Origin of the sequence: Alteriqipengyuania flavescens (assembly GCF_030406725.1) — a bacterium.
GTDB classification, from domain to species: Bacteria; Pseudomonadota; Alphaproteobacteria; order Sphingomonadales; family Sphingomonadaceae; genus Alteriqipengyuania_B; species Alteriqipengyuania_B flavescens.
Genome location: NZ_CP129107.1, coordinates 1,963,225 through 1,988,126, shown reverse-complemented (window position 1 = coordinate 1,988,126; position 24,902 = coordinate 1,963,225). Strand labels below are relative to the sequence as shown.

Sequence of the window (24,902 nt, the reverse complement as noted above, 5' to 3'; positions counted from 1 at the left end):
GTTTCCGCATGACCCAGGCAAGACTGGAAGTCCGGCAGGCTAAGCTGGGCGATGTTCGCGCGATCGCGGACCTCGTCCGGCGCGCTTACGAGGAACTGCCCGCCTACACGCACGGGGAGATCCGCGGACAGATCAACAATTACGCCGAAGGGTGCTTCGTCGCTAAGCTGGACGGCAAGCTGGTGGGCTATTGCGCCACGATGCGGATCGGCGGCGACGTGGCTCTGAAGCCGCATACCTGGGACGAGATCACCGGCAACGGCTTCGGCAGCCGGCACAACCCGACGGGAGAGTGGCTCTACGGCTACGAGATGTGCGTCGATCCCAAGACGCGCGGCACCCGCATCGGGCGGCGCCTGTACGAAGAACGACGCGCACTGGCAGAGAGGCTGGAGCTGAACGGGATCGTTTTCGGTGGCCGCATGCCCGGCCTCGCCAAGGCGATGCGGCGTAAGACCAACCGGGCCGAAACGCCGGAGGAATATCTCCAGCTGGTGGTCGACAACAAGATCCACGATCCCGTGCTGCGCTTCCAGCTGGCCAACGGGTTCGAGCCGGTCGGGGTGCTTTCGAACTACCTGCCGGAGGACAAGCAGTCGAAGGCGTTCGCCGTCCACATGGTCTGGCGCAATCCCTATGTCGATGCCGACCAGCCCAAGACCCACCGCCTGCCGCGCGATGTGGAGGCCGTGCGGATCGCCACCTGCCAGCTGCAGGCGCGCGCCGTTGCGGATTACGATGAATTCATGCGCAACGTCGAATATTTTGTCGACGTTGCAGCGGATTATGAGGCGGACTTCATAGTCTTTCCCGAACTCTTCACGCTGATGCTGCTAAGCTTCGAGGAAAGCGAGCTTTCCCCGCTCGAGGCGATCGAGAAGCTGTCCGGCTACACGCCGCGCATTCGCAAGGCGCTGAGCGAGATGGCGCTCAAGTACAACATCAACATCATCGGCGGCAGTCACCCCACGCGGATGGAGGACGGCGACATCCACAACGTCGCCATGGTCTGCCTGCGCGACGGATCGATCCACGAGCAGGAGAAGATCCACCCCACGCCGAACGAGGCCTATTGGTGGAATATCAAGGGCGGCGACAGCATCGATGCGATCCCCACCGACTGCGGACCCATCGGCGTGCTCATCTGCTACGACAGCGAATTTCCCGAGCTCGCCCGCCGCCTGGCCGACGAGGGCGCGCGGATCATCTTCGTCCCCTTCTGCACCGACAGCCGGCAGGGCTATCTTCGCGTCCGCTATTGCGGGCAGGCGCGGGCGATCGAGAACCAGTGCTATGTTGTCCTCAGCGGAAATGTCGGCAACCTGCCCAACGTCGCGAACATGGATATCCAATACGCGCAAAGCTGCATCCTGACGCCCTGCGACTTCCCTTTCGCACGCGACGGGATCGCCGCCGAATCGAGCGAGAACGTGGAAACGCTGACCATCAGCGACGTGAACCTCGCCGACCTCAGCTGGGCGCGTGCGGAAGGCACGGTGCGCAACCTCAACGACCGCCGGTTCGACCTCTACCAGATCGAATGGGACAAGCGTGTTGGCAAGAGCGATTTGGACAAGTCGATGCCCGAGCTTGACGGCCCCGCCCCGCGCGGTCCGCACACGCCCGGCGGCGGCTGAGCATTAGCAGGTGATTTCACCCGCCGCCCCGGTATAGGGTGGCCCCATGGCGGGCGAACTCGAAATCTCTCCGGTACTTTCGGACACGCTGGTGATTCTCGGCGCGGCGGGGATCGTCATCCCCGTGTTCGCCAGGTTCCGCGTCACGCCTATCATCGGCTTCATCCTGATCGGCCTGCTGGTCGGGCCCTATGGCCTTGGCAAATACGTGTTCGAGTATCCGTGGCTCACATGGATAACGATAACCGATCCGGAGAGGCTGGAGCCCTTTGCGGAGTTCGGGATTATCCTCCTGCTCTTCGCAATCGGGCTCGAACTGTCGTTCAACCGCTTGTGGCAATTGCGACGAATGGTCTTCGGCCTCGGCGCGATGGAGCTGATTTTCAGTGCCCTGTTCCTGATGCTGATCCTCTCGACGATGGGCCAGTACTGGACCGGGGCACTGGCTCTTGGCCTTGCGCTGGCGCTGTCCAGCACCGCGCTGTGCCTGCCCATCGCGGGCACATCGACGCCGGTCGGCCGCGCCGCGTTGTCGATGCTGTTGTTCGAGGATATCGCGATCGTCCCGATCATCTTCCTCCTCGGCGCGATGGCGCCCTTTGCGGAAACGGAGGGGCTGGAAGGCTTTACCGAAACGTTATTGCTGGGTGGCGGCGTGGTCCTCGGAATGCTGGTGATCGGGCGTTTCGCCCTGCCGGTGTTGTTCGCGCAGGCCGCGCGCACCAAGAGCCCGGAACTGTTCCTCGCCGCCAGCCTGCTGGTGGTGATCGGCGCGAGCCTGGCGACGGCTGCGGTCGGCCTCTCCCCCATCGTCGGCGCACTGCTCGCCGGCCTGCTGATCGCGGAGACCGAATATCACACCGAGGTCGAAGGCATCATCGAGCCGTTCAAGGGCCTTGCGCTCGGCATTTTCCTCATCACCGTGGGCATGGGGATCGACATCACTACGATTGCCGACAACGCGGTGCCGATCGCGATTGCGGTCGTCGGCGTGCTGTCCCTCAAGGCCTTCGTCACCGGCATTTTGCTGCGGATGATGGGCGCACGGCGCAGCACTGCGACCGAAACCGGCATCCTGATGTCGAGCCCGTCGGAAACCACGCTGATCGTGCTGTCGGCTGCCACCAGCGCCATGCTGATCCAGCCGGGCACCGCGCAATTCTGGCAGATCGTCACCGCTATCGGCCTCACCATCACCCCGCTGCTCGCCATGTTCGGGCGCAAGATCGCGGTACGGGTGGAGCGGCGCCCGATGCTGGAAGAGGTGGTGGACGATCCGGACGAGCCGACCACGATCATCGTCGGCAGCGGGCGCGTGGGCCAGTTGATCGCGGACATGCTCAAGGTCCACGGCAAGCCCTATGTCGCGATCGATTTCGATGCCGACCAGGTCACGCAAGCGCGCCAGAGCGGCTACCGCGCGGTGTTCGGCAACGCCTCGCGCGCCGATGTGCTGGACCGGCTGGGTGCGGATCGCGCGCCCGCCGTCATCCTGACGATGGACGAGCCAGTGCTGGCGCAGCGGCTGACTCGCAAGCTGCGCGCAACCTATCCCGATTTGCCGATCATCGCCCGCGCCCGGGATGCCGAACACGCCGGCCAGCTTTACCGCAGCGGAGCGAGCCACGCTGTACCCGAAACGCTGGAAAGCTCGCTCCAGCTGTCCGAGGCGGTACTGGTGGATCTGGGCGTTGCAATGGGCCCCGTGATCGCCTCCATCCACGAAAAGCGCGACGAATACCGCGCGGTCATCCAGGCCGGCGGCAAGCTCGAGCGCAAGCCGAAGCTGCGCACCAGCACCGCGGAATAGCGGACCTTTTTCGTTTCCGGCCCGTTGGTTGGGGCAGAAGGAGACGAAACATGAGCAAGCAGGAAGATCCGACGAAGCCGGTCTCGAATTCGGAAAAATTCGCACCCAAGAACGTGCAGGACGAATACCGCCAGGGCGGCCCCGATAACAGCACCGGCGTCGACGCCTCGCGCGGGGCGGAACACCACCTCCAGCGCAAGAGCATGAACCGCACCTAAGCGGTTTCGATAGCGATCAGGCGGGCTGCGCTTCCAGCGCGGCCCGTACTGCGTTCAAGGCCTCTTCTGCTCTGGCTCCGTCCGGGCCGCCGCCCTGGGCCATGTCGGCGCGGCCTCCGCCGCCTTTCCCGCCGAGCGCCTCTACCCCGGCGCGAACCAGCTTCACGGCGTCGAAACGGCCGGTGAGGTCGTCGGTCACCGCCACGGCAAAGGCCACGCGTCCCTCGTTCACCGCTGCGATGGCCGCAATCCCCGAACCGATGCGCTTCTTCGCCTCGTCCAGCAGGCCACGCAGGTCCTTGGGGTCCAGGCCTTCCAGCACCTGACCGGTAAAGGTCACGCCGCCGATCTCCTCGTCTGCGGGACCGGCGTTCGCGCCGCCGCCGCCCAGGGCCAGCTGCTTGCGTGCCTCGGCCAGTTCGCGTTCCAGCTGGCGGCGCTCGTCGACCAGCGCTCTCACACGGGCCTCGACTTCGTCGGGGCTCGTCTTGAGAGTGCCCGCCACGTCCTTCAGCGTTTCCTCGCGCGCGACCAGCCAGCGCCGCGCGGCATCGCCCGTCAGCGCCTCGATCCTGCGCACGCCCGAGCTGACCGCGCTTTCCGACACGATGCGGAACAGGGCGATGTCGCCCGTCGCGCGGACGTGAGTGCCACCGCATAGTTCGACGGAGTAATTGCGCCCGTCCCCGCCGGGCCTGCCCATAGAGAGGACGCGCACTTCATCGCCATACTTCTCGCCGAACAGCGCAAGTGCGCCGGCACTCACCGCATCATCGGGGCTCATCAGTCGCGTCGACACGGTTTCATTGGCGCGGATCTGCTCGTTCACGTCCGCCTCGATGGCAGCGATGTCCTCGGCCGACAGCGGCTTCGGGTGCGAAAAATCGAATCGCAGACGTTCGGCCGCGACCAGCGAACCTTTCTGCGTCACGTGCTCGCCGAGCCTGTGCCGCAGCGCCGCATGCACCAGGTGCGTCGCGGAATGGTTAGCGCGGATTGCGTCGCGCCGCTCGACATCCACGTCCATGTGAACCGTGTCGCCGACCTTGACCGTGCCCGCCTCTACCGTGGCATGATGCGCGTGGAGCCGGCCGAGCGGCTTGCCCGTGTCGGTCACCGCAATGCGAAGGCCATCGGCCTGCGAGATCGTGCCGGCGTCCCCCGTCTGGCCCCCGCTCTCGCCGTAGAACGGCGTCTGGTTGGTCAGCAGGACGATGTCCTCGCCCGCGCCGGCCTGTTCCACTTCGCTGCCGTCCCTGACGATCGCGACCACCCGGCCCTCTCCGCTGGTCGCGGTGTAGCCGGTGAATTCGGTCCCGCCTTCGCGCTCGGCGATGTCGAACCACAATTCGTCGTCCCCGGCCTGCCCGCTGCCTTTCCACGCAGCGCGCGCGGCGGCCTTCTGCTGCTCCATCGCGGCATCGAAACCCTCGCGGTCGACGCCGATGCCGCGTGCCCGCAACGCATCTTCGGTAAGGTCGTAGGGAAAGCCGTAGGTGTCGTAGAGCTTGAAAGCGGTTTCGCCCGGCAATTCGTCGCCTTCATCCATCGCGCCGGTGGCTTCTGCAAGCAGGCCGAGCCCCTTGTCCAGCGTGCGGCGGAACTGCGTTTCCTCGCGCTCCAGCGTTTCCTCGATCAGCGCCTGGCCGCGCTGCAGTTCAGGGAACGCCTGGCCCATTTCGCTGACCAGCGTGGGCACGAGCCGGTGCATCAGCGGCTGGTCTGCGCCGAGCAGGTGCGCATGGCGCATCGCGCGGCGCATGATGCGGCGCAGCACGTAGCCGCGGCCTTCGTTGGAGGGCAGCACGCCGTCGGCGATCAGGAAGCCGGTCGAACGCAAGTGGTCCGCAATGACGCGATGGCTCGCCGTACGTTCGCCTTCCGCCTTCACCCCGGTCAGCTCCTCGCTCGCGGAGATAAGGTGGCGGAACAGATCGATGTCGTAATTGTCGTGCACGCCCTGCATCACTGCTGCGATGCGCTCCAGGCCCATGCCGGTGTCGATGCTCGGCTTGGGCAGCGGAGTGCGCGTGCCGTCCGCTGCCTGGTCGAACTGCATGAAGACAAGGTTCCAGATCTCGATGAAGCGGTCGCCATCCTCGTCCGGGCTGCCGGGAGGGCCGCCGGGGATATGATCGCCGTGATCGTAGAAAATCTCGCTGGAAGGACCGCACGGGCCGGTGTCGCCCATGGACCAGAAATTGTCGGCGGTGGCGATGCGGATGATGCGGTCTTCCGGCAATCCGGAAATCTTGCGCCACAGGTCGAACGCCTCGTCGTCGTCGTGATAGATCGTGGCGGTCAGGCGGTTGGCATCGAGGCCCCACTCTTTCGTCAGCAGCGTCCAGGCGGCAAGGATCGCCTCTTCCTTGAAATAGTCGCCGAAACTGAAATTGCCGAGCATCTCGAAGAATGTGTGATGCCGCGCAGTGTAGCCGACATTGTCGAGATCGTTGTGCTTGCCCCCGGCGCGTACGCATTTCTGGCTGCTGGTCGCGGTCGGCGCGGGCGGGGTTTCGAGGCCGGTGAAGATGTTCTTGAACGGCACCATGCCGGCGTTGACGAACATCAGCGTCGGATCGTTATACGGCACCAGCGGCGCAGACGGCACCTTGCGATGGCCGCGGCCGGCGAAATAGTCGAGGAAGCTCGCACGAATGTCGTTGGTCGATTGCATGGCTGGCGAATTAGGTCATCGCTGCCGCAGCGACAAGGCGAATGATGCACGCGGCGAAGCGATTTCGCGGCGCTGTGGCGCCCGGGTCAGAGCGGTTTGCGGGCCGTGACGATCCACGCGGCCGCGCCCATCGCGACCAGTCCGTCGACCTCGTGGTAGCGCAGCATCTGTTCCAGCCGTGCGACGGCATCGCTGTGCTCTGAGCCCGACAGTTCGGCAATGGCGCCGGCCGCCGGGCCGATGCGCAGGAAATAGGCCCGCGCTTCCTCCACCGCGTTTTCGCCGGAGCCCGCGACCATGGCGTAGTCTAACGGCTCGAACTGCGGTTCGCTCCACCCTGCGTCCAAAAGCATGCGCTCCACCTCCTCGCGGTTGCCGAAGGAGAAGGGGCCAGGCTCGCGGATCGAGGCCGGGCCGGGCTCGTTGCCGACGAGCTGGTCGAGCTCGGTCGCCCAATGGTTCTCGCTGCGCGCGCGGAAGCAGGTGAAGACCAGCGCAGCCCCGGGCGCCGCGTGGTTCGATAGGTGATTGAACGCCCCGGTCGGGTTCGCGAAAAACATCACTCCGTGGCGCGAGACGAGGAGGTCGGGCGCCATCGTCGGGTCTTCCCAAAGCGTCGCGTCCATGGCACGGAAGGAGAGGTTGGCGTAATGCTCCCCGCGGGCCTGGGCCACCTCTATCAGGTCTTCGGACAAGTCGATGCCTTGGATGCGGGCGTGGCCATGGCTGCGGGCGAGCGCGACCGAAACCTCGCCAGCACCGCAACCCACGTCGAGCACGTTCATGAAGTTGAGCGCGCGTGTGTAGTGCAAGAGGCGCTCGGTCAGCGTGCCGAAACTGCGGTCGGTGCGCTGCCAATGCTCCGCCCAGATGCGCCCCACCCGGCCGCGCCAGTCCGCCCCTGCGGTCATCGCTTGTCCCCCCGTGCCATGCCGTGACTACCAGCCGAAATAGGCCCCGCCGCGTTCCCGCGCGCGCTGCCAGGCCGGGCGGGCGTGGACACGTTCGACATAGGCGGCAAGGTTGGGATGCTTCTCTGCGTATCCCTGCATCACGGCGATTTCGGCAGGGAAGCTCATCATGATGTCGGCGGCAGTCCAGTCGTCACCGACGAAATGGTCGCGGTCGCCGAGGCGCTCGGCCATGTAGGCGATGTGCGCCCCCAGCTGCTGTTCGATGCGCGGCATGGCGGGCGCTGCGCCCTCGCCCAGCCGCCCGGCCATGATCTTGAGCATGACGGGCACGAAGAAAGAGCTTTCGCCGAACTGCAGCCATTCCAGGCACGATACGTGATCGTCCGAAGCGGGATCGGGAAGCCAGCTCTCGCCGCCGTGGCGTTCGCACAGGTACTGGATGATGGCGCCGCTTTCGGTGACGGTGCGGCCGTCATCCTCGATCACCGGCGATTTGCCGAGCGGCGTTGCCGCAGCGAGTTCGGGCGGGGCCAGATTGGTCGTCGCGTCGCGCTGATAGTGCGCGATGTCGTATTCCGCGCCCAGTTCCTCGAGCAGCCACAGAATGCGCTGCGAGCGACTGTTGTTGAGGTGGTGGACCAGTATCGGCAAAATATTCCCTCCCGTTGCGCATCCGTTATGGCAGTATTTGATAATTATTAAAGTGCCGAAGTCGGCTCGGCGCCGGCGGAGGGAATGACATTGGGCCGCATGCGCCAAACGAAAAGCCGGCGCGGCGATAGATCGCGCGCGCCGGCTTCCCGTTTATCCGGAGCCATCGGTAAAAGAGAGGGTCGGCTCCGCTTGAAGAGAGCGAGCTCAGTCCTCCGCGTCAGGACCGGTCATCATCTCTTCGGCAACTTCGTCGGTCTTACCGCGGATCGCGGCTTCCAACTTGTCGCGAACTTCGGGGTTCTCGTCGAGATAGGTCTTCGAATTCTCGCGCCCCTGGCCGATGCGGATGCTGTCGTAGCTGAACCAGCTGCCCGACTTCTCGACGATGCCGGCCTTCACGCCGAGGTCGAGAATTTCGCCCGTCTTCGAAATGCCCTTGCCGTACATGATGTCGAATTCGACTTGCTTGAACGGCGGGGCGACCTTGTTCTTGACCACTTTCACGCGGGTCGAGTTGCCGATGATCTCGTCCCGGTCCTTGATCTGGCCGGTGCGGCGGATGTCGAGGCGGACGGACGCGTAGAACTTCAGCGCGTTGCCGCCGGTCGTGGTTTCCGGGTTGCCGTACATCACACCGATCTTCATGCGCAGCTGATTGATGAAGATCACCATGCACTTGCTGCGGTTGATCGAGCCGGTCAGCTTGCGCAGCGATTGCGACATCAGGCGGGCCTGCAGGCCGACGTGGCTGTCGCCCATCTCGCCTTCGATTTCCGCGCGCGGGACCAGCGCGGCAACCGAGTCCACCACCAGCACGTCGATCGCGTTCGACCGCACCAGCGTGTCGGTGATTTCCAGCGCCTGCTCGCCCGTGTCGGGCTGCGAGACGATCAGTTCGTCGATGTCGACGCCCAGCTTCTTGGCATAGACGGGATCGAGCGCATGTTCCGCATCCACGAAAGCCGCCGTGCCGCCGGCCTTCTGCGCTTCGGCGATGACGTGCAGCGCCAGCGTGGTCTTGCCCGAGCTTTCCGGCCCGTAGACCTCGATCACGCGGCCTTTCGGGAGGCCGCCGATGCCGAGCGCGATGTCGAGGCCGAGCGAACCGGTCGAAATCGATTCGACGTTCATCGCTTCCTTGGAGCCCAGCTTCATCGCCGAGCCCTTGCCGAATGCGCGGTCTATCTGTGCGAGTGCGGCATCGAGTGCCTTCTGACGGTCCACGTTGGTTTCCTTACCTTCCACAAGCTTGAGATTGGCAGCCATGACATCGCCTCCGTCAGTTGCCTACCCCCTGTGGCAGGCCTTCAACATATGAGCGATGTATCTGCTTTGTTCCAAAAGAACAAGAGTGGAACGAAAATATTTGCGGGAGGTATCCTACCGGCCCGAACGGTCGCGCACGCGCCAGTCGTAGCGGCGGGTGGCATTGGCGGGCACCGTCACCTCCGCGACGCGGTAGCCGTCCTTCACGAAGTCCGTCCCGTCCGGCCAGCGAACCTGCAGGTCCGGCGTGTCGGCGAGGCGAATGCGGACGCGCACGGGATGGGGATTGGCGTTGGCAATTTTCCCACGCATCCGTGTCCACCTGCCCGGCCGGTCGGAGGGACCATCGTCGCCGCGATAGCCGCAAGTGCCCTGCACCTGCGCGCTTTCACCCAGTTCCAGTTCGATATCCTGCCCGCGCGCAAAATCGCGCAGGTCCAGCTGTGCGACCAGCTGCGGGCCGAAGTCCGATGGTTCGAACAGGCTCAGCTCGCCCATCGGCAGCGCCTGGCCGAGGCCGTTCTCGAGGTCGTTCTTGCCTTTCAGCAGCATGCCGAGCGGATCGTAATCGCCCTCGTCCGTATCGTCGTCGAAATCGTCGTTCGGCCCGCAGTCGGCGAGATAGAGCAGCGATGCGGCGACCGCATCCTGTTGCAGGAAGGCAACCTGCTTGATCCCGCTGGCCGCCACATTGACCGGCACCGGAACGCGGAACAGCTTGAGGTCGCCCAGCTCCTCTTCCTGCGCGACGACCGACAATCCCACGGTCGCATCTTCGAACGAACGCTTCATTGACGAACCGGTCACGATAATCGAATCAGCTTCGAAAGCGGGGGCCGCGACCGGTGGCGGCGGCGGAGGAGGCGGCGGTGGAACGGCAGCCGGCCCGTAATAGGGCACCGGCGAACCGCGCGCCGTGCTGCCGATGGGATAGCATTCCAGCCGCAGCGGGCGGCTCTGCGGCGGCTCCGACATCCGGCGGAAATCGCTCGTCACGCTGAGCCCGCCGGCGACGACCAGCATCTCCGCATCGGGGAAGCTCTGCCCGTTGGTGTTGAGCACCGTCAGCCACGAGACCAGCCGCATCGTCTCGTCCGTGGCGCTGAGCGTGCCGACGTAATGCGCCTGCCAGTCGAAGCCGCTGGACAGGTAGCTGAGCTGCACCGTGTAAGTGCCGCCGGTTTCGCTGAAAGTGTCGACCGAATAGACCGGCTGTGCGGACAGGCCGTCGGGCACGCGGTTGAACGTCAGCCGCTCCGGCACGCCGGAACAACGCACGGCGGTGAAGCCTTCCTCCGTTTCCAGCACCAGCCCGCCGTCCGCGCGGGTACGCACGGTGGCAGGCTCGCTCACCGATTCCCCAGTGGCGGGATTGGTGCGGGTGATAGTGACCTGGTTGCCGAGCGTGCCGTCGACCAGCGATGCGGGGCTGAGCAGGTCGGCGTTGCGGTTCTTCTCGATCGTGCCGCCCGGCAGGCCGGTGACGATGGCGCTCACCGCCACCATCCCTTCCGCCACGCCTTCGAAGCGGATCGTTGAGCGCCCGGCAGGAAGGGTGACGGTGCGCGTCTCGCTGATCATGCCGAAGCCGCGCGGGAAGCGGGCGTTCATCTGCCCGCCCTCGCCCCGATAGGGGTCGCGATAGATCGTCACGGCAACATCCCGCGGCGCGGATGCCTCGACGGACACTCGCTCTTCCGCCGCTTCTTGCGCGGCGGCCGGAAGCGCGGCGAGCAGCGTTACTGCAATAAGGAGCGCGGCGGGGCGCATCGTTCCGCCCCTCAGTAACGGGTCTGGAAAGTCGCGCGCACCACCCGCTCGCCATTCGCGGGCACGGTCACCTGCCACACGCGGCGCTCGGCATTGGCCTGCTCGCCCGGCACGTCCTCGCTGACCAGCCGCCAGTCGCGCCAGAAGTTTCCGCCGCCCAGCCCGTCCTGCACCAGCTGCACCGTCACGGGCTCGCTGCGCGCGTTGGTGAGGGTGTAGCGCATGATCGTCTGCCAGTATTCGATCGGCCTCTCGACATCGACGCGCTCGAATTCCTCGCCGTCGCGGAAGACCTTGTACTGGGCAGCGCGGCGCCATTCCCCGCTGTCGATCTTCTCGCGGTCTTCCACCTCGGCCTGGACATAGACGTCGAAGGCGGTGCCGGTGTCGAGCTGCAGCAGGCTGCCCATCGGCGTGTGGCCGATGCCGTTCTCGCCGATGAATTGCGGGTTGCCCTGGCTGTCGCGCTGGTAGAAGCGGATCGTGCCTGCAGGCAGCGCATCGCCAAGCCCCCCATCGCGCGAGGTGTTGAACTGGATGCGGCTGTCGACCGGCTGCGGCTGGCGGTCGGTATCCAGCCAGCCGACCATCCGCGCGTACTGCTTGTTGGCAGATATCGCCGTCGCGTCGAGGAAGCCGACCTGCTTGGTCTGCGCGTTGGCGATCGTGGTCCGCTCGGCCAGCGGGTAGAGGTAGAAATCGCCCAGCCGCTCCCGCTCGGCGGTCTGCGTGCCGGGGCGCACCATGCCGGGATTGCCGCTTCGCCGCGAGCCGCGGTTGTTCGGGTTGCCGGCCACCAGCAGCGTGTCGGCAGAATGAAAGGTGGTGCCAGTCGTGTTGGTCAGCGTGACCCAGCCCTGCATGTCGATCGTGCCGCGCTGGTCGTCGAACAGGGCGACATAGTCCGCGCTCCAGCCGAGGCCGGGGGTGAGATAGCGGATGGCCGCGGGGCGGCGGCCGGCGCGGGCGCTTTCCACCGTGACCGACAGGGTCGGGCGGGCGCGCAAATTGGGCGGCACCTCGTCGAACACGACGCGGGTGGGCAGGCCATCGTCACGCAGCACCTCGATCCGGTCGCCGATGCGCACCACCACGCCGCCTGCGGTTGACAGGACCTCCGCCCGCTCGCGCGTTTCGGCGCCGGTCGCCGGATTGGTGCGCACCAGCGTCACCGTCTGGCCGATAGCTTTCTCCATCAGCTTGGTCGGGGTCAGGAGGTCGAAGTCGAAGTTCTGCTCAACGATGCCGGCGCCGTCGGCCACGAAGCTCAAGGTTTCGGGGCGGATGCGGGCGGACACGTCGGGAAAGGCGATGGTGCTGCGGCCCGATGCGATGTCGAGGCTGCGCACGTCCTGCACCACGGCGAGGTCGCCGTTGTAGATGGTGACGGACACGTCGCCCTGCGCGGTCGAGTCGGGATCCTGCGCCGCCGCGCCTGCCGACACAAGCGCCAGCGCGCCCACACCCGATTTCACCAGCTTGCGGAATTTCATTGCGGCCCTCCCTCCCAAATATCAGGACGGGCCTAACCAACCGCTATTGCGGAAATATGTCCAGTTATTTGCGCTTGAGGACAGCCGCCACCTTGTCGGCGATGGCGGACACGCTGAAGGGTTTGGCGATGAAGTGCATGTCGGCCATGTCGATGTCGGCGCGCAGCTGTTCCTCGGCATAGCCCGACATGAACAGCACCGGCATATCCGGCCACTGCTTGCGGATTTCGCGGGCCATTGCGGGGCCGTCCATGCCCGGCATGACGACATCGGTCACCACGAGGTCGAAGGCGGGGTTCTCCGCCATCGCTTCCAGTCCCATGTCGCCGTCGCTCGCCAGCACGACTTCGTAGCCCTGGCGTTCAAGGGCGCGGCTGGCGACGGCGCGGACCATGTCCTCGTCCTCCACCAGCAGGATGCGGCCGCCGCCGGTGAATTCGCTCGCCTCGGCTTCTTCCTCGACCGGGGCGAGGTTGTCCGACTTCGGCGCTTCGGCGGCGCCGTGGTGGACGGGGAAATAGAGCGTGAACCGCGCGCCTGCGGGCGAGCCTTCCTTGGCCCGCACGTTGCTGGCGAAGATGAAGCCGCCCGATTGCTTGACGATGCCGTAGACGGTGGAGAGGCCGAGGCCGGTGCCCCCCATTGACGACTTCTGGCCCTGCTCCTTCGTCGTGAAGAACGGTTCGAAAATCTTGCCGAGCACATCCTTCGGAATGCCGCCGCCCGTGTCCTCCACGATCAGCGAAGTGTAGTCGGCGGTCGGGATGATCTCGCTCTTCATCCGGCGGATTTCACTCGCCGGCACCTTGCGGGTGGCGAGCGTCAGCCGGCCCGACCCGCCGTTTTCCAGCATCGCATCGCGGCCGTTGACGGCGAGGTTGACGATGACCTGCTCGAGCTGCTGCGGATCGGCGCGAATGGCGCCCAGGTCGCGGTCGTGGTGGACGCGGAACGTGATCTTGTCGCCCATCAGCCGCTTCAGCAGCTGGCTGACCTCGCTCACCACGTCGGGCAGCTGGAGCACTTCGGGCCGCAGGGTCTGCTGGCGGCTGAAGGCGAGCAGCTGGCGCGTCAGGCTGGCGGCGCGGTTGGAATTGGCGCGGATCTGCTGGATGTCGTCATAGTCGCTGTCGCCCGGCGTGTGGCGCAGCAGCATGAGGTCGCAATAGCCGATGATGGCGGTCAGCACGTTGTTGAAATCGTGCGCGACCCCACCTGCCAGCTGCCCGACGGCCTGCATCTTGGTCGCCTGCATCACCTGGCGGCGAAGGCGCGTTTCCTCCGTGGAGTCGGCCAAGCTAAGCAGCACCGCCGCCTCCCCCATGCCGCGCACCCCGGCAAGGCCGATGCTGACCGGCTCGTCGGGCTCGTCCTTCAGGCGGATCGCCATGTCGCCGTTGCTGGCGCTTCCCTGCGCGAAGCGGCGCACCGCATCGGCGAGCGCGGGCTTGTCTTCCCGCACCACGAGATCGGAAGGGTACGGCGGCAGCGACGCATCGCCCAGTCGGATCGCGCGGCGAAAAGCGGGGTTGGCGAAAAGGAACCGTCCGTCGCGGTTCGCCATGGCGAGGCCGAGCGGCAGCGCCTCGAGCAGGTTCTGCAATTGCGGCGCGCCGCCGGCGACGTCCGCATTGGCCGACGCGCCGAGGCCGACGCCGGCATCCACCAGCAGCATCAGCGATTGCGCAGCGGCGCTGTCGCTGCCCGGTTCCGCCAGCGGCACCTGCAGCAGGACCTGCGGCGCACCGCGCTTCGCCTCGCGCGCGAAATAGATGCGCTCGCGGGCGTCGGTGCGCAGGTGGGCGGCGTAATCCTCGCCCGCCATGGTGGCCGCCTCGTCGCCCACGGCACGGCGGGCAAAGCCGCGCGCGGCAGCCTTGATGCGCCCTTCCGGCCCGACCAGTGCCGCTTCGATCCCCGCGGCCGAGAGCATCGCGCCAAGAGGGCCGGCGATCCGGCCCGCAAGATCGGCCGCCATGTCCGACTTCGTCAGCGGGGAGAACCACCAGACCAGGTGATCGTCCGCCCGGCCTGCGCGTTTCAGTTCGACGGCGAACACTTCCCCGCTGCGTTCGATCCGCCCGGCCGCATGACCGTCACGCCAGGCGAGGCGCTGGAGCCGCGCGATCTCGCCCGCAGCGCCTGCCGGCAGAGCCAGCGCGGCGGGGCCGGTGGAGGCGGTGAACCAGTCGCGATAAGCCTCGTTGGCGCAGGCGAGCCGGTTGGCGCGGTCGGTAATCGCGACAGCGCAGTCGGGCCGGTCGAGCGCAGCCACCGTGACCGACCAGTCGGGCGCGGCAAAGCTTTCCGCCGCCACCGGTGCGCGCCGCGACAAGGCCGCCATGGCGCCCAGCCCCAGCACCGTCGCCCCGCCCAGATAGGCGATCGCGACCACCGGCGAGCGCGTCGCCAGCCACAGCAGCGCCGCCGTCAGCACGACCGCCGCTGCAAGGGCGATATGGAGGACGCGCGGCTTCTGCGTTGTCAGGTCGATCAGGGCGGCGCTGTTCATCCCTTTTGCGCCTCGAGCCGTTCTTCCATGCGCCGTTCCATCGTCTGCAGGCGCTTCGTGCGACGGCGGCCGACCTTCCAGCGCCAGAACCACTTGGACACGAAATAACCCACGGCCGACGTCACGATGGCGAGGATGACGAAACCGAACACCGTCTCGCCCACCGCGGCGAAGACGCCTTGGTAGCTGCGCCAGCCTTCGGTCTGCATCTGCTCCTGGATCACGCCGGAGCCGACCGACCGATCAAGGCCAAGCATAAAGTCGCCGACGCGGTTCGCGATCCATGCCCAGAACGGGAAAGTGAGTGGATTTGTAACGAAAGTGACCAACGCCGAAATTGGCATGTTGGCGCGCGCCGGCAGGGCGAGGAACGCGGCAAGGAAAATCTGGCCGATGGGAATGATGAAGCCGCAGAACAGGCCCAGCGCCACACCGCGCGGAACGCTGCGGCGGGTGAAGCGCCAGAGTTCCGGGCTCAGGAACCGGTGCGCGATGGGTTTGAGATACTTGTTCCGCGCCATCTCCTCGCGCGTCGGCATGCGGGCGCCGATCCACCGTGCGACTGTATCCTTGGAGCGTTTGCGGTTCATCGTGCTCAATCGCTTATGGGGTGCGGGCGGGTCCGTGCAAGGGCGATGACGGACAATTCTTGCGGCAGTGCGACACTATGCGCGGGATGCGTGTCGGAACGCTGAATGACGGCGGAACCGGTCGCGCGGGTCAACCGCGTTCGCGCATGATCCGCGACTTGTCCCGCTGCCAGTCGCGATCCTTGATGTAATCGCGCTTGTCCTTCGTCTGGCGGCCCTTGGCCAGCGCCAGTTCCACCTTCGCGCGGCCGCGCGCGTTGAAGTAGATCGACAAGGGTACCAGCGTGAAACCCTTGCGCTCCACGGCGCCGACCATCCGCTCGATCTCGCGCGCATGGAGCAGCAGCTTACGCGGGCGGGTGGGCGTGTGGTTGTGGCGGTTGCCGTGGCTGAATTCCGGGATGTTGGCGTTCACCAGCCATGCTTCCCCGCCGCGCACCTCGGCATAGCTTTCGGCAATGTTGCCTTCGCCAGCGCGCAGCGCCTTTACTTCGGTGCCCTGCAATTGCAGCCCGGCCTCGAACGTATCCTCGATCGCGTAATCGAATTTCGCGCGCCGGTTTTCGGCGACGATCTTCTGCTTGTCGAAAGTCTTGGGGGTCGGACGCGCCATAGCCCGCGCGACTTAGTGGCTCCGGCGGGCATCGGCAACCGCAACGACTTGCGGGCGTCACAAATCTGCGCAATTCTCGTCGCGGACGAAGGGGAGCATACCAGAATGAACCGTTTACTTACCGCCGCGCTTGGCGCGATGGCCGTTGCCGTGTCCACGTCCGCGCTGGCGCAGGCGTTGCCGGACGCACCGCCGATTTCCGCCTATGGCGAATTGCCCGCATTGCAAGACGCCGCGCTTTCGCCTTCGGGCCGGATCGCGATGCTGGCGACGGTGAACGGGGACCGCGTCGTGCTGATGCTGGATCCCAAACTCAAGCCGCTGAACATGATCAAGGTCGGCGACATCAAGGTGCGCGGCATCGACTGGGCGGGCGACGACATGGTGCTCGTCACGCGCACGGATACGCAGGAACTGGGTGACCGCTACATCGCCAGCCAGGCCGAATTCGCCAACATCATGATCGTACCTGTCGATCCCGGCAAACCGGTACGCACCGTGTTTGCGGACGAACGCGAGATCATGAATGCGGTGCAGGGGAACTATGGCGTGCGCCAGATCGGCGGCAAGTGGTACGGCTTCTACGGCGGTTCGCCGATGGAGCGCAACCAGGCCGGGACCTACTACTATAACGGGGCACCGCTGACGCTGTACCGCGTCGACCTTGAAAGCGGCGCGACCAGACGCGTCGACGCAGGTCGGACGCGCAGCGAAGGCCGCCGTTACCTGATCGATGGCCGCGGCGACGTCTCCGTGACGATGGATTACGAGTACGCCACGGACCGCTGGTCGCTGAAGAACGCCAGCGGCACCGAACTTGCGAGCGGCACAACGCCGGACGGAAGCGCCGGCCTGACGGCCTTCACGCAGGACGGCACCGGCGTGATCTATTCCACCTATATCGACGACGATGTCGAGACGATGAAATACTATGCCGTTCCGCTGACCGGCGGCACGCCGCAGGAAATGTTCGCGGGCGAGGATATCGAAGCCTTTTACCGCAATCCGTGGGACGGCCGTATCGTCGGCTATCGCACGGAGAACAACGACCGCAAGCCCGTGTTCTTCGACGAGGCCTGGGAGACCGAGGTCCGCAACATCTACCAGGGCTTCGACGCGCAGAACGGTTCGATCGCGCAATGGACGCCCGACCTGTCCAAGGTGCTGGTGACCACAGGCGGCAATGCCGATAGCGGGACGTGGTACCTGCTCGACACCGTCGCCAAGGGCGCGCAGGTCATCGGCCGCGAGCGCCCGCAGATCGGCCCGCGTTTCGTCGGTGCGGTCTCGACGTATGAGTACACCGCAGCCGACGGGCTGGAACTGGAAGGCATCCTGACCCTGCCGCCGGGGATCGAGGCGAAGAACCTGCCTGTCGTCATGCTGCCGCACGGCGGCCCCGCGTCGCACGATTACGAGCAGTTCGACTGGTGGGCGCAGGCGCTGGCATCGCGCGGCTATGCCGTGTTCCAGCCCAACTTCCGCGGCTCGACCAATCGCGACAAGGCCTTCGTGGATGCCGGCAACGGCGAATGGGGCCGCAAGATGCAAACCGACATTACCGACGGCATGATGGCTCTGGCCGCCGACGGTATCGTCGATCCGGAACGTGCCTGCATCGTTGGCGCCAGCTACGGCGGCTATGCGGCGCTCGCCGGCGTGACGGTGGAACAGGGCGTCTATCGCTGCGCCGTGGCCGTTGCCGGGGTCAGCGACCTTGCCTCCATGGTCGACCAGGAACGCCGCGAGACCGGCAGCAAGGAACTGGTCGAATACTGGATCGAGAAGATGGGCCCGAAGGACGAACTCGATTCGATTTCGCCCCGCAAGCTGGCCGCGCAGGCCGATGCGCCGATCATGCTGATCCACGGGCGCGACGATACGGTGGTGCCGTACCGTCAGAGCACGATCATGGCCGACGCGCTGCGCAGCGCGGGCAAGCCGTACGAACTGGTCGAGCTGGACGGCGAGGACCACTGGCTGTCGCTGTCCGCCACGCGTCTCAAGATGCTGGAAGAAACGGTCCGCTTCGTCGAGAAGCACAACCCGGCGGATTGATCGCCGATGCGGGCCGGGTTGCCGAACAGCGGCGACCCGGCTTGATTCCTGTTAGAGGAGTCCGGCGTGCTCCAGCGCCTCGTCCACGGCCTTGCGCGCGGCGTCGCTTGCCGGGCACAGCGGCAGGCGGACTTCGTCGGTGAAGCCCTCCATCACTCGGGTCAGCGCGTATTTCACCGGCGCGGGGCTCGCGTCGGAGAACATGGCGTAGTGCAGCGGGAAAAGCCGGTCGTTGAGCTCACGCGCCTTGACGAGGTCGTTGGCGGCGATCGCCTCGTGGAATTCGGCGCACAGGGCCGGCGCGACGTTGGCGGTTACGGAAATGCACCCCGCCCCGCCCGCTGCGCTGTGCGGCAGCCATAGCTCGTCGTTGCCCGACAGCTGGCAGAAATCGTGGTCCAGCCCCATCCGGTGATCGGCCACGCGCGACAGGTCGCCGCTCGCATCCTTGATCGCCACGATCCGGTCGGGATACTTGGAGACGAGCTCCACCACCGTCTCGTCTTCCAGGTCGGTCACCGTGCGCGCGGGCACGTTGTAGAGCACGATGGGCAGGTCGGAATTCTCCGCCAGGTGGCTGAAATGCGCGATCAGCCCGGTCTGGCTCGGCCGGTTGTAATAAGGCGCGACGCACAGGCCCGCGGCCGCGCCCGCCTTCTTCGCAAACTGCATGTGGAGCAGCGCGTTGCGGGTGTCGTTGCTGCCGCAGCCGGCGATCACTGGCACGCGCCCCGCGGCCTGTTCGATGCAGACCTCGATCACCCGGTGGTGCTCGGCATTGGACAGGGTCGAGGCCTCCCCCGTCGTGCCGCAGGGGACCAGCCCCTTGCTACCGCTTTCGATCTGCCAGTCGACAAGGCGGCGGAAGGCGGCTTCGTCGAACGCTCCGCCGCGAAAAGGAGTCGTCAGGGCGGGTATCGAGCCGGAGAACATTTACGCTGATCCTGCATTGAGAGTATCGAAGGGCGATCGCCACCGGCGACCGTTCAGCGCGTGATAAGGAGCCGCCCCCCATAATGTCCAGCATGAGCCGTAAACCCCTGCTGAATCTCGCCCTCCTCTCCATCGCCGCCGCCGGCGTTCCCGTCGCGGCACAAGCGCAGGAGGCCCGCTGGGACGAACAGCGGCGCGAGCTGCTGACGTCCCGCCCCACCGCGTGGGCGGGCGTTGTGAGCAACTGGGAAGCGTTGCAGGAAAGCGGCAACTACTCCTTTGCGCAGTATTCCGGCTTCCTGCTGAACAATCCCGGCTTCCCGCGCGAGGACCGGCTGCGCGAATTCGCCGAGGCGCGGCTGGCGGTCGAGCCGGTCGATGCCCCGCAGCTCATCCGCTTCTTCGACCGTTTTCCGCCGCTCACCAATGCTGGCGCGGCATCCTATGCCATCGCGCTGATGGTGAACGGTGACCCGCGCGCCGACGAATGGGCCCGCAAGGCCTGGCGCGGCGGCACGATGAGCGACAGTGCGGAACTGATGCTGCTCGGCCGTTATGCTGGCACCTTCACGCCCGAAGACCACGACGCGCGCATGAACGCGCTGATGTGGGCGAGCGAGTTCGAAGCCGCGCGGCGCCAGCTGACCCGCGTCTCCCCTTCCGCTCAGGCCGTGTTCGCCTCGCGCCTCGCACACCGCACCGACGGCACGCCGAGCGCGCGCGACCTCAGCGATCCGGGCTATGTTTATGACCGCGTGCGGGGCCTGCGCGCCGATGGCCGCGTCGCGGAAGCCGTGCGCATCCTGGCCGACCGCCCGGCCCTCGCCGAACCGGTGCTGGACCGCGAGCTGTGGGTGACCCAGCTGCTGCGTGTCGCCCGCGCTGCCGATACGCGCGACAGCGTGCGCATCGCCAGCAAGATCGACGATGCCTTCCCGCCCGGCACCGACATCAGCCAGGGCAGCTATCGCCTGCGCGACGATTACACCTCGCTGATGTGGCTCGGCGGCACGAACGCGCTGTGGAAGCTGTATGACGGGGCCGCCGCAGCCCCGCTGTTCTATCGTTACGGCGCGGCCGCGCAGACCCCGCAGACCCGGTCGAAGGGATTCTACTGGGCCGGCGAAGCGGCCGCGCAGGCGGGCCAGCAGGCCGAGGCCGTCCGCTATTACGAAATGGCGGCGAAATATCGCGGGCAGTTCTACGGGCTGCTGGCGCTGGAAGCGCTGGGTCGCGATCACAAGGACCTGTGGTCCCAGCCGGTCGGCCGCGTCACCCCCACGCCCGAACAGCGCGCCGAATTCTTCAGCAAGCCGCTGACCGCCGCCGTGCAGGAGGCCGCGCGCGGGCGCGACTGGCGCACCGCACGCTATTTCTTCACCCACATCGCCGACCAGGCGCAGAGCCCGGAAGAACTGGCGCTGGTGGCGGAATACGCAAAGCAGCTGGGCCGCCGCGACTTTGCCGTGGTGATCGGGGAAGCCGCCGCGCAGAAGGGCTTCGATGCCGTGCAGCTGGAAGGCTATCCGGTGGTCGAAACCCACCCGACCGGCAACTGGACGATGATCCACGCGATCAGCCGGCAGGAAAGCGAATTCGACACCACCCGCACCAGCCACGCCGGCGCCAGCGGCCTGATGCAGCTGATGCCCGCCACAGCGCGCGAGCAGGCGGGCAAGATGGGCATGTCCTACATGTCCGCCAGCATCAAGGGCGACCCGGCCTACAACATCATGCTGGGCGACGGGTACTTCAAGCGGATGCTGGAATACTACGGCGGGGCCTACCCGCTCGCCATCGCGGCCTATAACGCCGGGCCGGGCAACGTGAACAAGTGGCTGCGCGCCAACGGCGACCCGCGCCGCGGCACCATCACCTACCAGCGCTGGATCGAGGAAATCCCGATCTACGAGACGAAGAATTACGTCCAGCGCGTGATCGAGAACGCCGTGGTCTACGAAGCTCTCAACCCCGACCGCGCCGGCTACGGCGGCCCAAAGCCCGCGAGCTGGTACTTCCGGAACTGACCGGGGGCAAACGCGGCGATGAAGCCTGACGGCAATCCCGTTACCGCTGCCGGCTATGCCGCGATGAAGGCGCGCTACGACCACCTGCTGGGCACTGAGCGGCCGGAGATCGTGGAGATCGTCAGCTGGGCGGCGGGCAATGGCGACCGCAGCGAGAACGGCGATTACCTCTACGGCCGCAAGCGCATGCGCGAGATCGACCGGGAAGCGGCGCACCTTGCCCGCCGAATGAAAGCCGCGCGGGTGATCGACCCGTCCGAAACGCCGGATCAGAGCCGCGTGTTCTTCGGCGCGGTCGTCACCATCGCGGACGAGGATGATGCGCGGAAGACCGTGACGCTGGTCGGGGATGACGAGCAGGACGCGGCGCAGGGGCGGATCGGCTGGTCCAGCCCGATGGCGCGTGCCTTGCGCGGCGCATCGGTCGGCGACCTGCGCACCGTGCGGCTGCCGGCGGGCGAAAAGGAATGGGAAATCCTGGCGATCGCCTATCCGGGACAGGAACACGCATAAAAAAGGGCCCCCGGCGTATCGCCAAGGGCCCGTGAGGTGTTTGGTCCGACGTTACTCGGCAGCGTCGGTATCCTCCGCCGTGTCTTCCCCGTCAACCTCGTCGTTGCTGAAGTCGAAAGTCGGCAGGATGGAGCCTTGCGGTGCCTTGAAGGGCTCGGTCAGGCCGACGGACCCTTCGGTCACGACCCCGTCCGATGCCCCGGCTGCCAGTGCGCCGAGCGACGCCCCGTTGAGGCCCAGTTCCTTGAGCAACCCGTCGAGCACCGGCGCCTGCGCGCGATAGGCGAGCGCGGCCGAGACCGCATCGTTGGCGAGGTTGCCCGTGCCGGCGGCGCCGGCACCGCCGCCGTTGCCGCCCACGCCGCCGCGCTGGGTCAGCCCGTCGACCTGCACGATCTTGATGCTGTCGATCGCTTCCATCGGCTTGGCGCTTTCGCGGATGACTTCCGGCAGCACCTTCAGCAGCGCCATCTTCATCTGCAGCGAAATCTGGTCGCTGGAGAGGATGTTCGCCGCTTCGTTTACCGCCTGCTGGCCGGCCGCCTCCACTTCGAACCGCACACGATCGGCTTCGGCGCGCAGCTTGACCGCCTCGGCCTGGCCCTCCGCTTCGCGGCGGATGGCTTCGGCGCGGTTGCCGGCGGCATCGCGTTCGGCCTCTGCATCGACCTTCACCTTGATCGCCTCGCGCTCGGCCTGCTTGGCGGCTTCGATCAGTTCGATCTTCTTCTGGCGTTCGGCGATCTCGCTTTCGCGGCTGGTCGCGACCTGTTCCTCGGCAGCGACGGCCTTGGCACGGGCCTCGTCGGCTTCCGCCTTGGCCTGACTTTCCTCGCGGCTCTTGTTCTGGACCGCGATCTGCTGTTCCTGCCGGGCGATTTCGAGCGCACGCTGCTGGTCGATGCGGGCTTCTTCCACGAGGCGGTCGGCTTCGATCTGCTGCGCGTCGACCTGCTTCTTCGCCTCGATCCGGGCGGCATCGGCCTCGCGATTACGCTCGGCCTGTTCGCGGGCGATCTCGGCCGCCTGCGAGGCGCGGCGAATCTCGACCTCACGCTCCTGTTCAAGCCGCGCGTATTCGGTATCGCGGTTGATCTGGAAGGTGCGCTCTGCCGCCTCGAGGTTCTTCGTTTCCATCTGGACGCGCGTGTCCTGCTCGATGTCGTTTCGCAGTTTCTTGCGCGCCTCGATCTGCTCGGTCAGCTTGGTCAGACCTTCGGCGTCGAAGGCGTTGTTGGCGTTGAAATGCTCGATGCTGGTCTGGTCGAGACCGGTCAGCGAGACCGATTCCAGTTCCAGGCCGTTCATGGCAAGGTCGTTGGACGAAACCTGCTGCACCTTCTGCACGAAGTCGGCACGCTGTTCGTGCAGCTCGTTCATGCTCATGCCCGCAGCCACGCTGCGCAGCGCGTCGACGAACTTGCCTTCGACGAGGTCCTTCAGCGCCTCGGGCTGCATGGTGCGCATGCCCAGCGTCTGTGCGGCCATGGCGATGGCTTCGGCATCGGGCTTCACGCGGACGTAGAATTCCGCCTTCACGTCGATCCGCAGCCGGTCGAGCGTGATCAGCGCTTCCCCGTCACGGCGGACCACGCTGAGCACCAGCGTGTTCATGTTCACCGGCATCGTCTCGTGCAACACCGGCAGAACGATTGCGCCGCCGTTCATGACGACTTTCTCGCCGCCTACACCGGTCCGCACGAAGGCGATTTCCTTGCTGGCGCGACGATACATTTTGAGGATCGTGGCGAATATACCGATCACCGCGACGATGATCGCTACCCCCAATATCATTCCGCTTTCGAACAAACTTTCCATATCTTCTCCTGTCTTGTCGTTATTGCCGGCCTTCGCCGGGAGTGGTTATTCGGTGGGCGACAGCGCCCGGTTGGCGAGCGGAATGCCGAAGAACCGCTGTCCTTCGCGCCGCACCAGCAGCACCTCGTCCCCTTCCAGCATCTCGCTGGCATCCTCGTGTGGCTCCACCATGACATGGTGCGCCTGACCGTGGTGGTCGTAGACCCTGGTGCGCGCCGGGCTGTCCTTCGCCGCGCGGCCGGTGGTCACTGTGCCGCGCCGCCCGACGAGGGCATCGAGGCCCACGGCGGTCGTCTCGTCCTGCGGCATCAGCCTGCCGAGTGGGCGGACCAGCAGAGCGGTGGCGGGGATGCTGCCGCCGGCGGCGAAGACTGCCGCCAGCCAAGGATAGAGCGGCGATCCGGTCAAATCCGTCGCCAGCGCCTGGATGCCGAGCCCGACGCCAGAGAACAGCAGCAGGAACACGATCAGCCACACGAAGAGCGGCACCTTGCCGAGCCCGAGCAGCGAGGTGAGCGCCCCGCCGAAGCCCACAGCAGTCGGGTCGGCGACGTCGGCATCGAAGTCGATATCGGCATCGATATCGCCGCCAAGCCCGATGACCTGCAACAGGACGAGCAAAAACATCAGCCCCATCGCAATTGCGAAGGGCAGGTTATAGTCTGCAAGCAGGCTCATTTCTCTCCACGCTCCGCGAACGATGTCCGCGTGCGTCCTCTCTATTTACCGGGCTTTGTCGGAAGCCCCCTCCGGTCCAATTCTTGTACCCGAAATAGGGCGATTTGCCAGTAAAACCGGACCTGCGGCATCCGATTTTGACCTGCCACGCAAGGCAGTTACAAGGGCGCATGGCCCCTCGCCCCACGCTTGCCCTCGCGGCCGCATTGCTTGCCCTTGCCGCCCCGGCTGCGGCGAAGGACAGCCTCGGCATTTTCGGTGATTGGGGCGCGTTCCGCGATCCCGCCACGCCGCGCTGCTATGCGATCGCGAAGGCCCGGCCGAGCAGCGCCGCCCGCCAGCACACGCCCTTTGCCAGCGTCGGCACTTGGCCCCAGCGCCGGGTCCGCGCACAAGTCAATTTCCAGCTGTCCCGCACCGTGCGGGAGGGTAGCGCGATCACGCTGGCAATCAGCGGGCGCCGTTTCTCGCTCGTCGGCGGCGGAAACCAGGCCTGGGCGGCCAACCGCGCGGGCGATGCGGCCATCGTTGCCGCCATGCGTAGTGCCGGGCAAATGACCGTCGGCGCGACCGACGCGCGCGGCAGGCGCTTTTCCACGACCTACAGCCTCGATGGCGCGGCGACGGCGATGGATGCCGCCAGCGTCGCCTGCGCGCGCCTCTGACGCGCACGAAAAAGGCCGGAGGATCGCTCCCCCGGCCCCGTTCTGACTTTGATCGG

At 66.2% G+C, this 24,902-nt stretch carries 19 protein-coding genes; 7 read left to right on the top strand and 12 right to left on the bottom strand.

The genetic code is table 11. The annotated features are described in order from the left end of the window. The first annotated feature begins 8 nt into the window (after window positions 1-8). The 3 genes from QQW98_RS10280 to QQW98_RS10270 are packed head-to-tail and all read left to right on the top strand — an operon-like array spanning window position 9 to window position 3,665. A complete protein-coding gene (locus tag QQW98_RS10280; RefSeq protein WP_290134852.1) occupies window positions 9-1,637 on the top strand; it encodes a bifunctional GNAT family N-acetyltransferase/carbon-nitrogen hydrolase family protein in 1,629 nt (542 codons plus the stop codon). Between the two features lie 46 nt (window positions 1,638-1,683). Next, window positions 1,684-3,447 (top strand): cation:proton antiporter domain-containing protein, encoded by a 1,764-nt coding sequence (locus QQW98_RS10275; RefSeq protein ID WP_290134851.1) that lies wholly within the window; start codon window positions 1,684-1,686, stop codon window positions 3,445-3,447. Window positions 3,448-3,497: 50 nt separating this feature from the next. Further along, window positions 3,498-3,665 carry a hypothetical protein gene (locus QQW98_RS10270; protein ID WP_290134850.1) on the top strand — a complete coding sequence of 56 codons (168 nt, stop codon included), beginning with the start codon at window positions 3,498-3,500 and terminating at the stop codon, window positions 3,663-3,665. Between the two features lie 16 nt (window positions 3,666-3,681). Here QQW98_RS10270 and alaS read toward each other — a convergent pair whose 3' ends face one another. The 9 genes from alaS to smpB all read right to left on the bottom strand — a co-directional run bounded on the left by alaS (window position 3,682) and on the right by smpB (window position 16,154). Then, window positions 3,682-6,342, bottom strand: a complete 2,661-nt coding sequence (alaS, locus tag QQW98_RS10265) for an alanine--tRNA ligase (RefSeq protein ID WP_290134849.1) — start codon at window positions 6,340-6,342, stop codon at window positions 3,682-3,684. A gap of 86 nt (window positions 6,343-6,428) precedes the next feature. Next, window positions 6,429-7,253 (bottom strand): class I SAM-dependent methyltransferase, encoded by an 825-nt coding sequence (locus QQW98_RS10260; protein WP_290134848.1) that lies wholly within the window; start codon window positions 7,251-7,253, stop codon window positions 6,429-6,431. Window positions 7,254-7,280: 27 nt separating this feature from the next. After that, window positions 7,281-7,907 (bottom strand): glutathione S-transferase family protein, encoded by a 627-nt coding sequence (locus QQW98_RS10255; RefSeq protein ID WP_290134847.1) that lies wholly within the window; start codon window positions 7,905-7,907, stop codon window positions 7,281-7,283. 207 nt (window positions 7,908-8,114) lie between these two features. Next, window positions 8,115-9,176, bottom strand: coding sequence for a recombinase RecA (gene recA / locus QQW98_RS10250; RefSeq protein WP_290134846.1), 1,062 nt, complete (start codon window positions 9,174-9,176; stop codon window positions 8,115-8,117). A gap of 114 nt (window positions 9,177-9,290) precedes the next feature. Continuing rightward, a complete protein-coding gene (locus QQW98_RS10245; RefSeq protein WP_290134845.1) occupies window positions 9,291-10,946 on the bottom strand; it encodes a DUF4139 domain-containing protein in 1,656 nt (551 codons plus the stop codon). An 11-nt stretch (window positions 10,947-10,957) separates the two neighbouring features. Continuing rightward, the gene (locus QQW98_RS10240; protein WP_290134844.1) at window positions 10,958-12,439 is read right to left on the bottom strand and encodes a DUF4139 domain-containing protein; all 1,482 of its coding nucleotides are present in this window, start codon (window positions 12,437-12,439) and stop codon (window positions 10,958-10,960) included. Window positions 12,440-12,503: 64 nt separating this feature from the next. Then, the gene (locus QQW98_RS10235) at window positions 12,504-14,951 is read right to left on the bottom strand and encodes a hybrid sensor histidine kinase/response regulator (RefSeq protein ID WP_290134843.1); all 2,448 of its coding nucleotides are present in this window, start codon (window positions 14,949-14,951) and stop codon (window positions 12,504-12,506) included. Then, window positions 14,948-15,541: a DUF2062 domain-containing protein gene (locus QQW98_RS10230; protein WP_290134842.1), complete on the bottom strand. Its 594-nt coding sequence runs from the start codon at window positions 15,539-15,541 to the stop codon at window positions 14,948-14,950. Before QQW98_RS10230 ends, QQW98_RS10235 begins: the two co-directional genes overlap by 4 nt. A 130-nt stretch (window positions 15,542-15,671) precedes the next feature. Beyond that, window positions 15,672-16,154 (bottom strand): SsrA-binding protein SmpB, encoded by a 483-nt coding sequence (smpB, locus tag QQW98_RS10225; protein ID WP_290134841.1) that lies wholly within the window; start codon window positions 16,152-16,154, stop codon window positions 15,672-15,674. A 105-nt stretch (window positions 16,155-16,259) separates the two neighbouring features. Here smpB and QQW98_RS10220 point away from each other — a divergent pair, with 105 nt between their 5' ends. Continuing rightward, window positions 16,260-18,212: an alpha/beta hydrolase family protein gene (locus QQW98_RS10220; protein ID WP_290134840.1), complete on the top strand. Its 1,953-nt coding sequence runs from the start codon at window positions 16,260-16,262 to the stop codon at window positions 18,210-18,212. A gap of 51 nt (window positions 18,213-18,263) precedes the next feature. On the opposite strand, the gene dapA is transcribed toward QQW98_RS10220, so the two are convergent. Continuing rightward, window positions 18,264-19,145 carry a 4-hydroxy-tetrahydrodipicolinate synthase gene (gene dapA, locus QQW98_RS10215; protein WP_290134839.1) on the bottom strand — a complete coding sequence of 294 codons (882 nt, stop codon included), beginning with the start codon at window positions 19,143-19,145 and terminating at the stop codon, window positions 18,264-18,266. A 92-nt stretch (window positions 19,146-19,237) separates the two neighbouring features. Between dapA and QQW98_RS10210 the strand changes: the two genes are divergently transcribed. Both QQW98_RS10210 and greB read left to right on the top strand, forming a co-directional pair. After that, on the top strand, window positions 19,238-21,172 hold the full coding sequence (locus QQW98_RS10210) for a lytic transglycosylase domain-containing protein (protein WP_319023285.1): 1,935 nt from the start codon (window positions 19,238-19,240) through the stop codon (window positions 21,170-21,172). Between the two features lie 18 nt (window positions 21,173-21,190). Then, on the top strand, window positions 21,191-21,685 hold the full coding sequence (greB, locus tag QQW98_RS10205) for a transcription elongation factor GreB (RefSeq protein ID WP_290134837.1): 495 nt from the start codon (window positions 21,191-21,193) through the stop codon (window positions 21,683-21,685). A gap of 51 nt (window positions 21,686-21,736) precedes the next feature. Here greB and QQW98_RS10200 read toward each other — a convergent pair whose 3' ends face one another. Together QQW98_RS10200 and QQW98_RS10195 are read right to left on the bottom strand one after the other, a co-directional pair. After that, the gene (locus QQW98_RS10200; RefSeq protein WP_290134836.1) at window positions 21,737-23,479 is read right to left on the bottom strand and encodes a flotillin family protein; all 1,743 of its coding nucleotides are present in this window, start codon (window positions 23,477-23,479) and stop codon (window positions 21,737-21,739) included. Between the two features lie 69 nt (window positions 23,480-23,548). Further along, window positions 23,549-24,181 (bottom strand): YqiJ family protein, encoded by a 633-nt coding sequence (locus tag QQW98_RS10195; RefSeq protein ID WP_290134835.1) that lies wholly within the window; start codon window positions 24,179-24,181, stop codon window positions 23,549-23,551. 170 nt (window positions 24,182-24,351) lie between these two features. On the opposite strand from QQW98_RS10195, the gene QQW98_RS10190 reads away from it, so the two are divergent. Continuing rightward, window positions 24,352-24,846 carry an invasion associated locus B family protein gene (locus tag QQW98_RS10190; RefSeq protein ID WP_290134834.1) on the top strand — a complete coding sequence of 165 codons (495 nt, stop codon included), beginning with the start codon at window positions 24,352-24,354 and terminating at the stop codon, window positions 24,844-24,846. Window positions 24,847-24,902 lie beyond the last annotated feature (56 nt).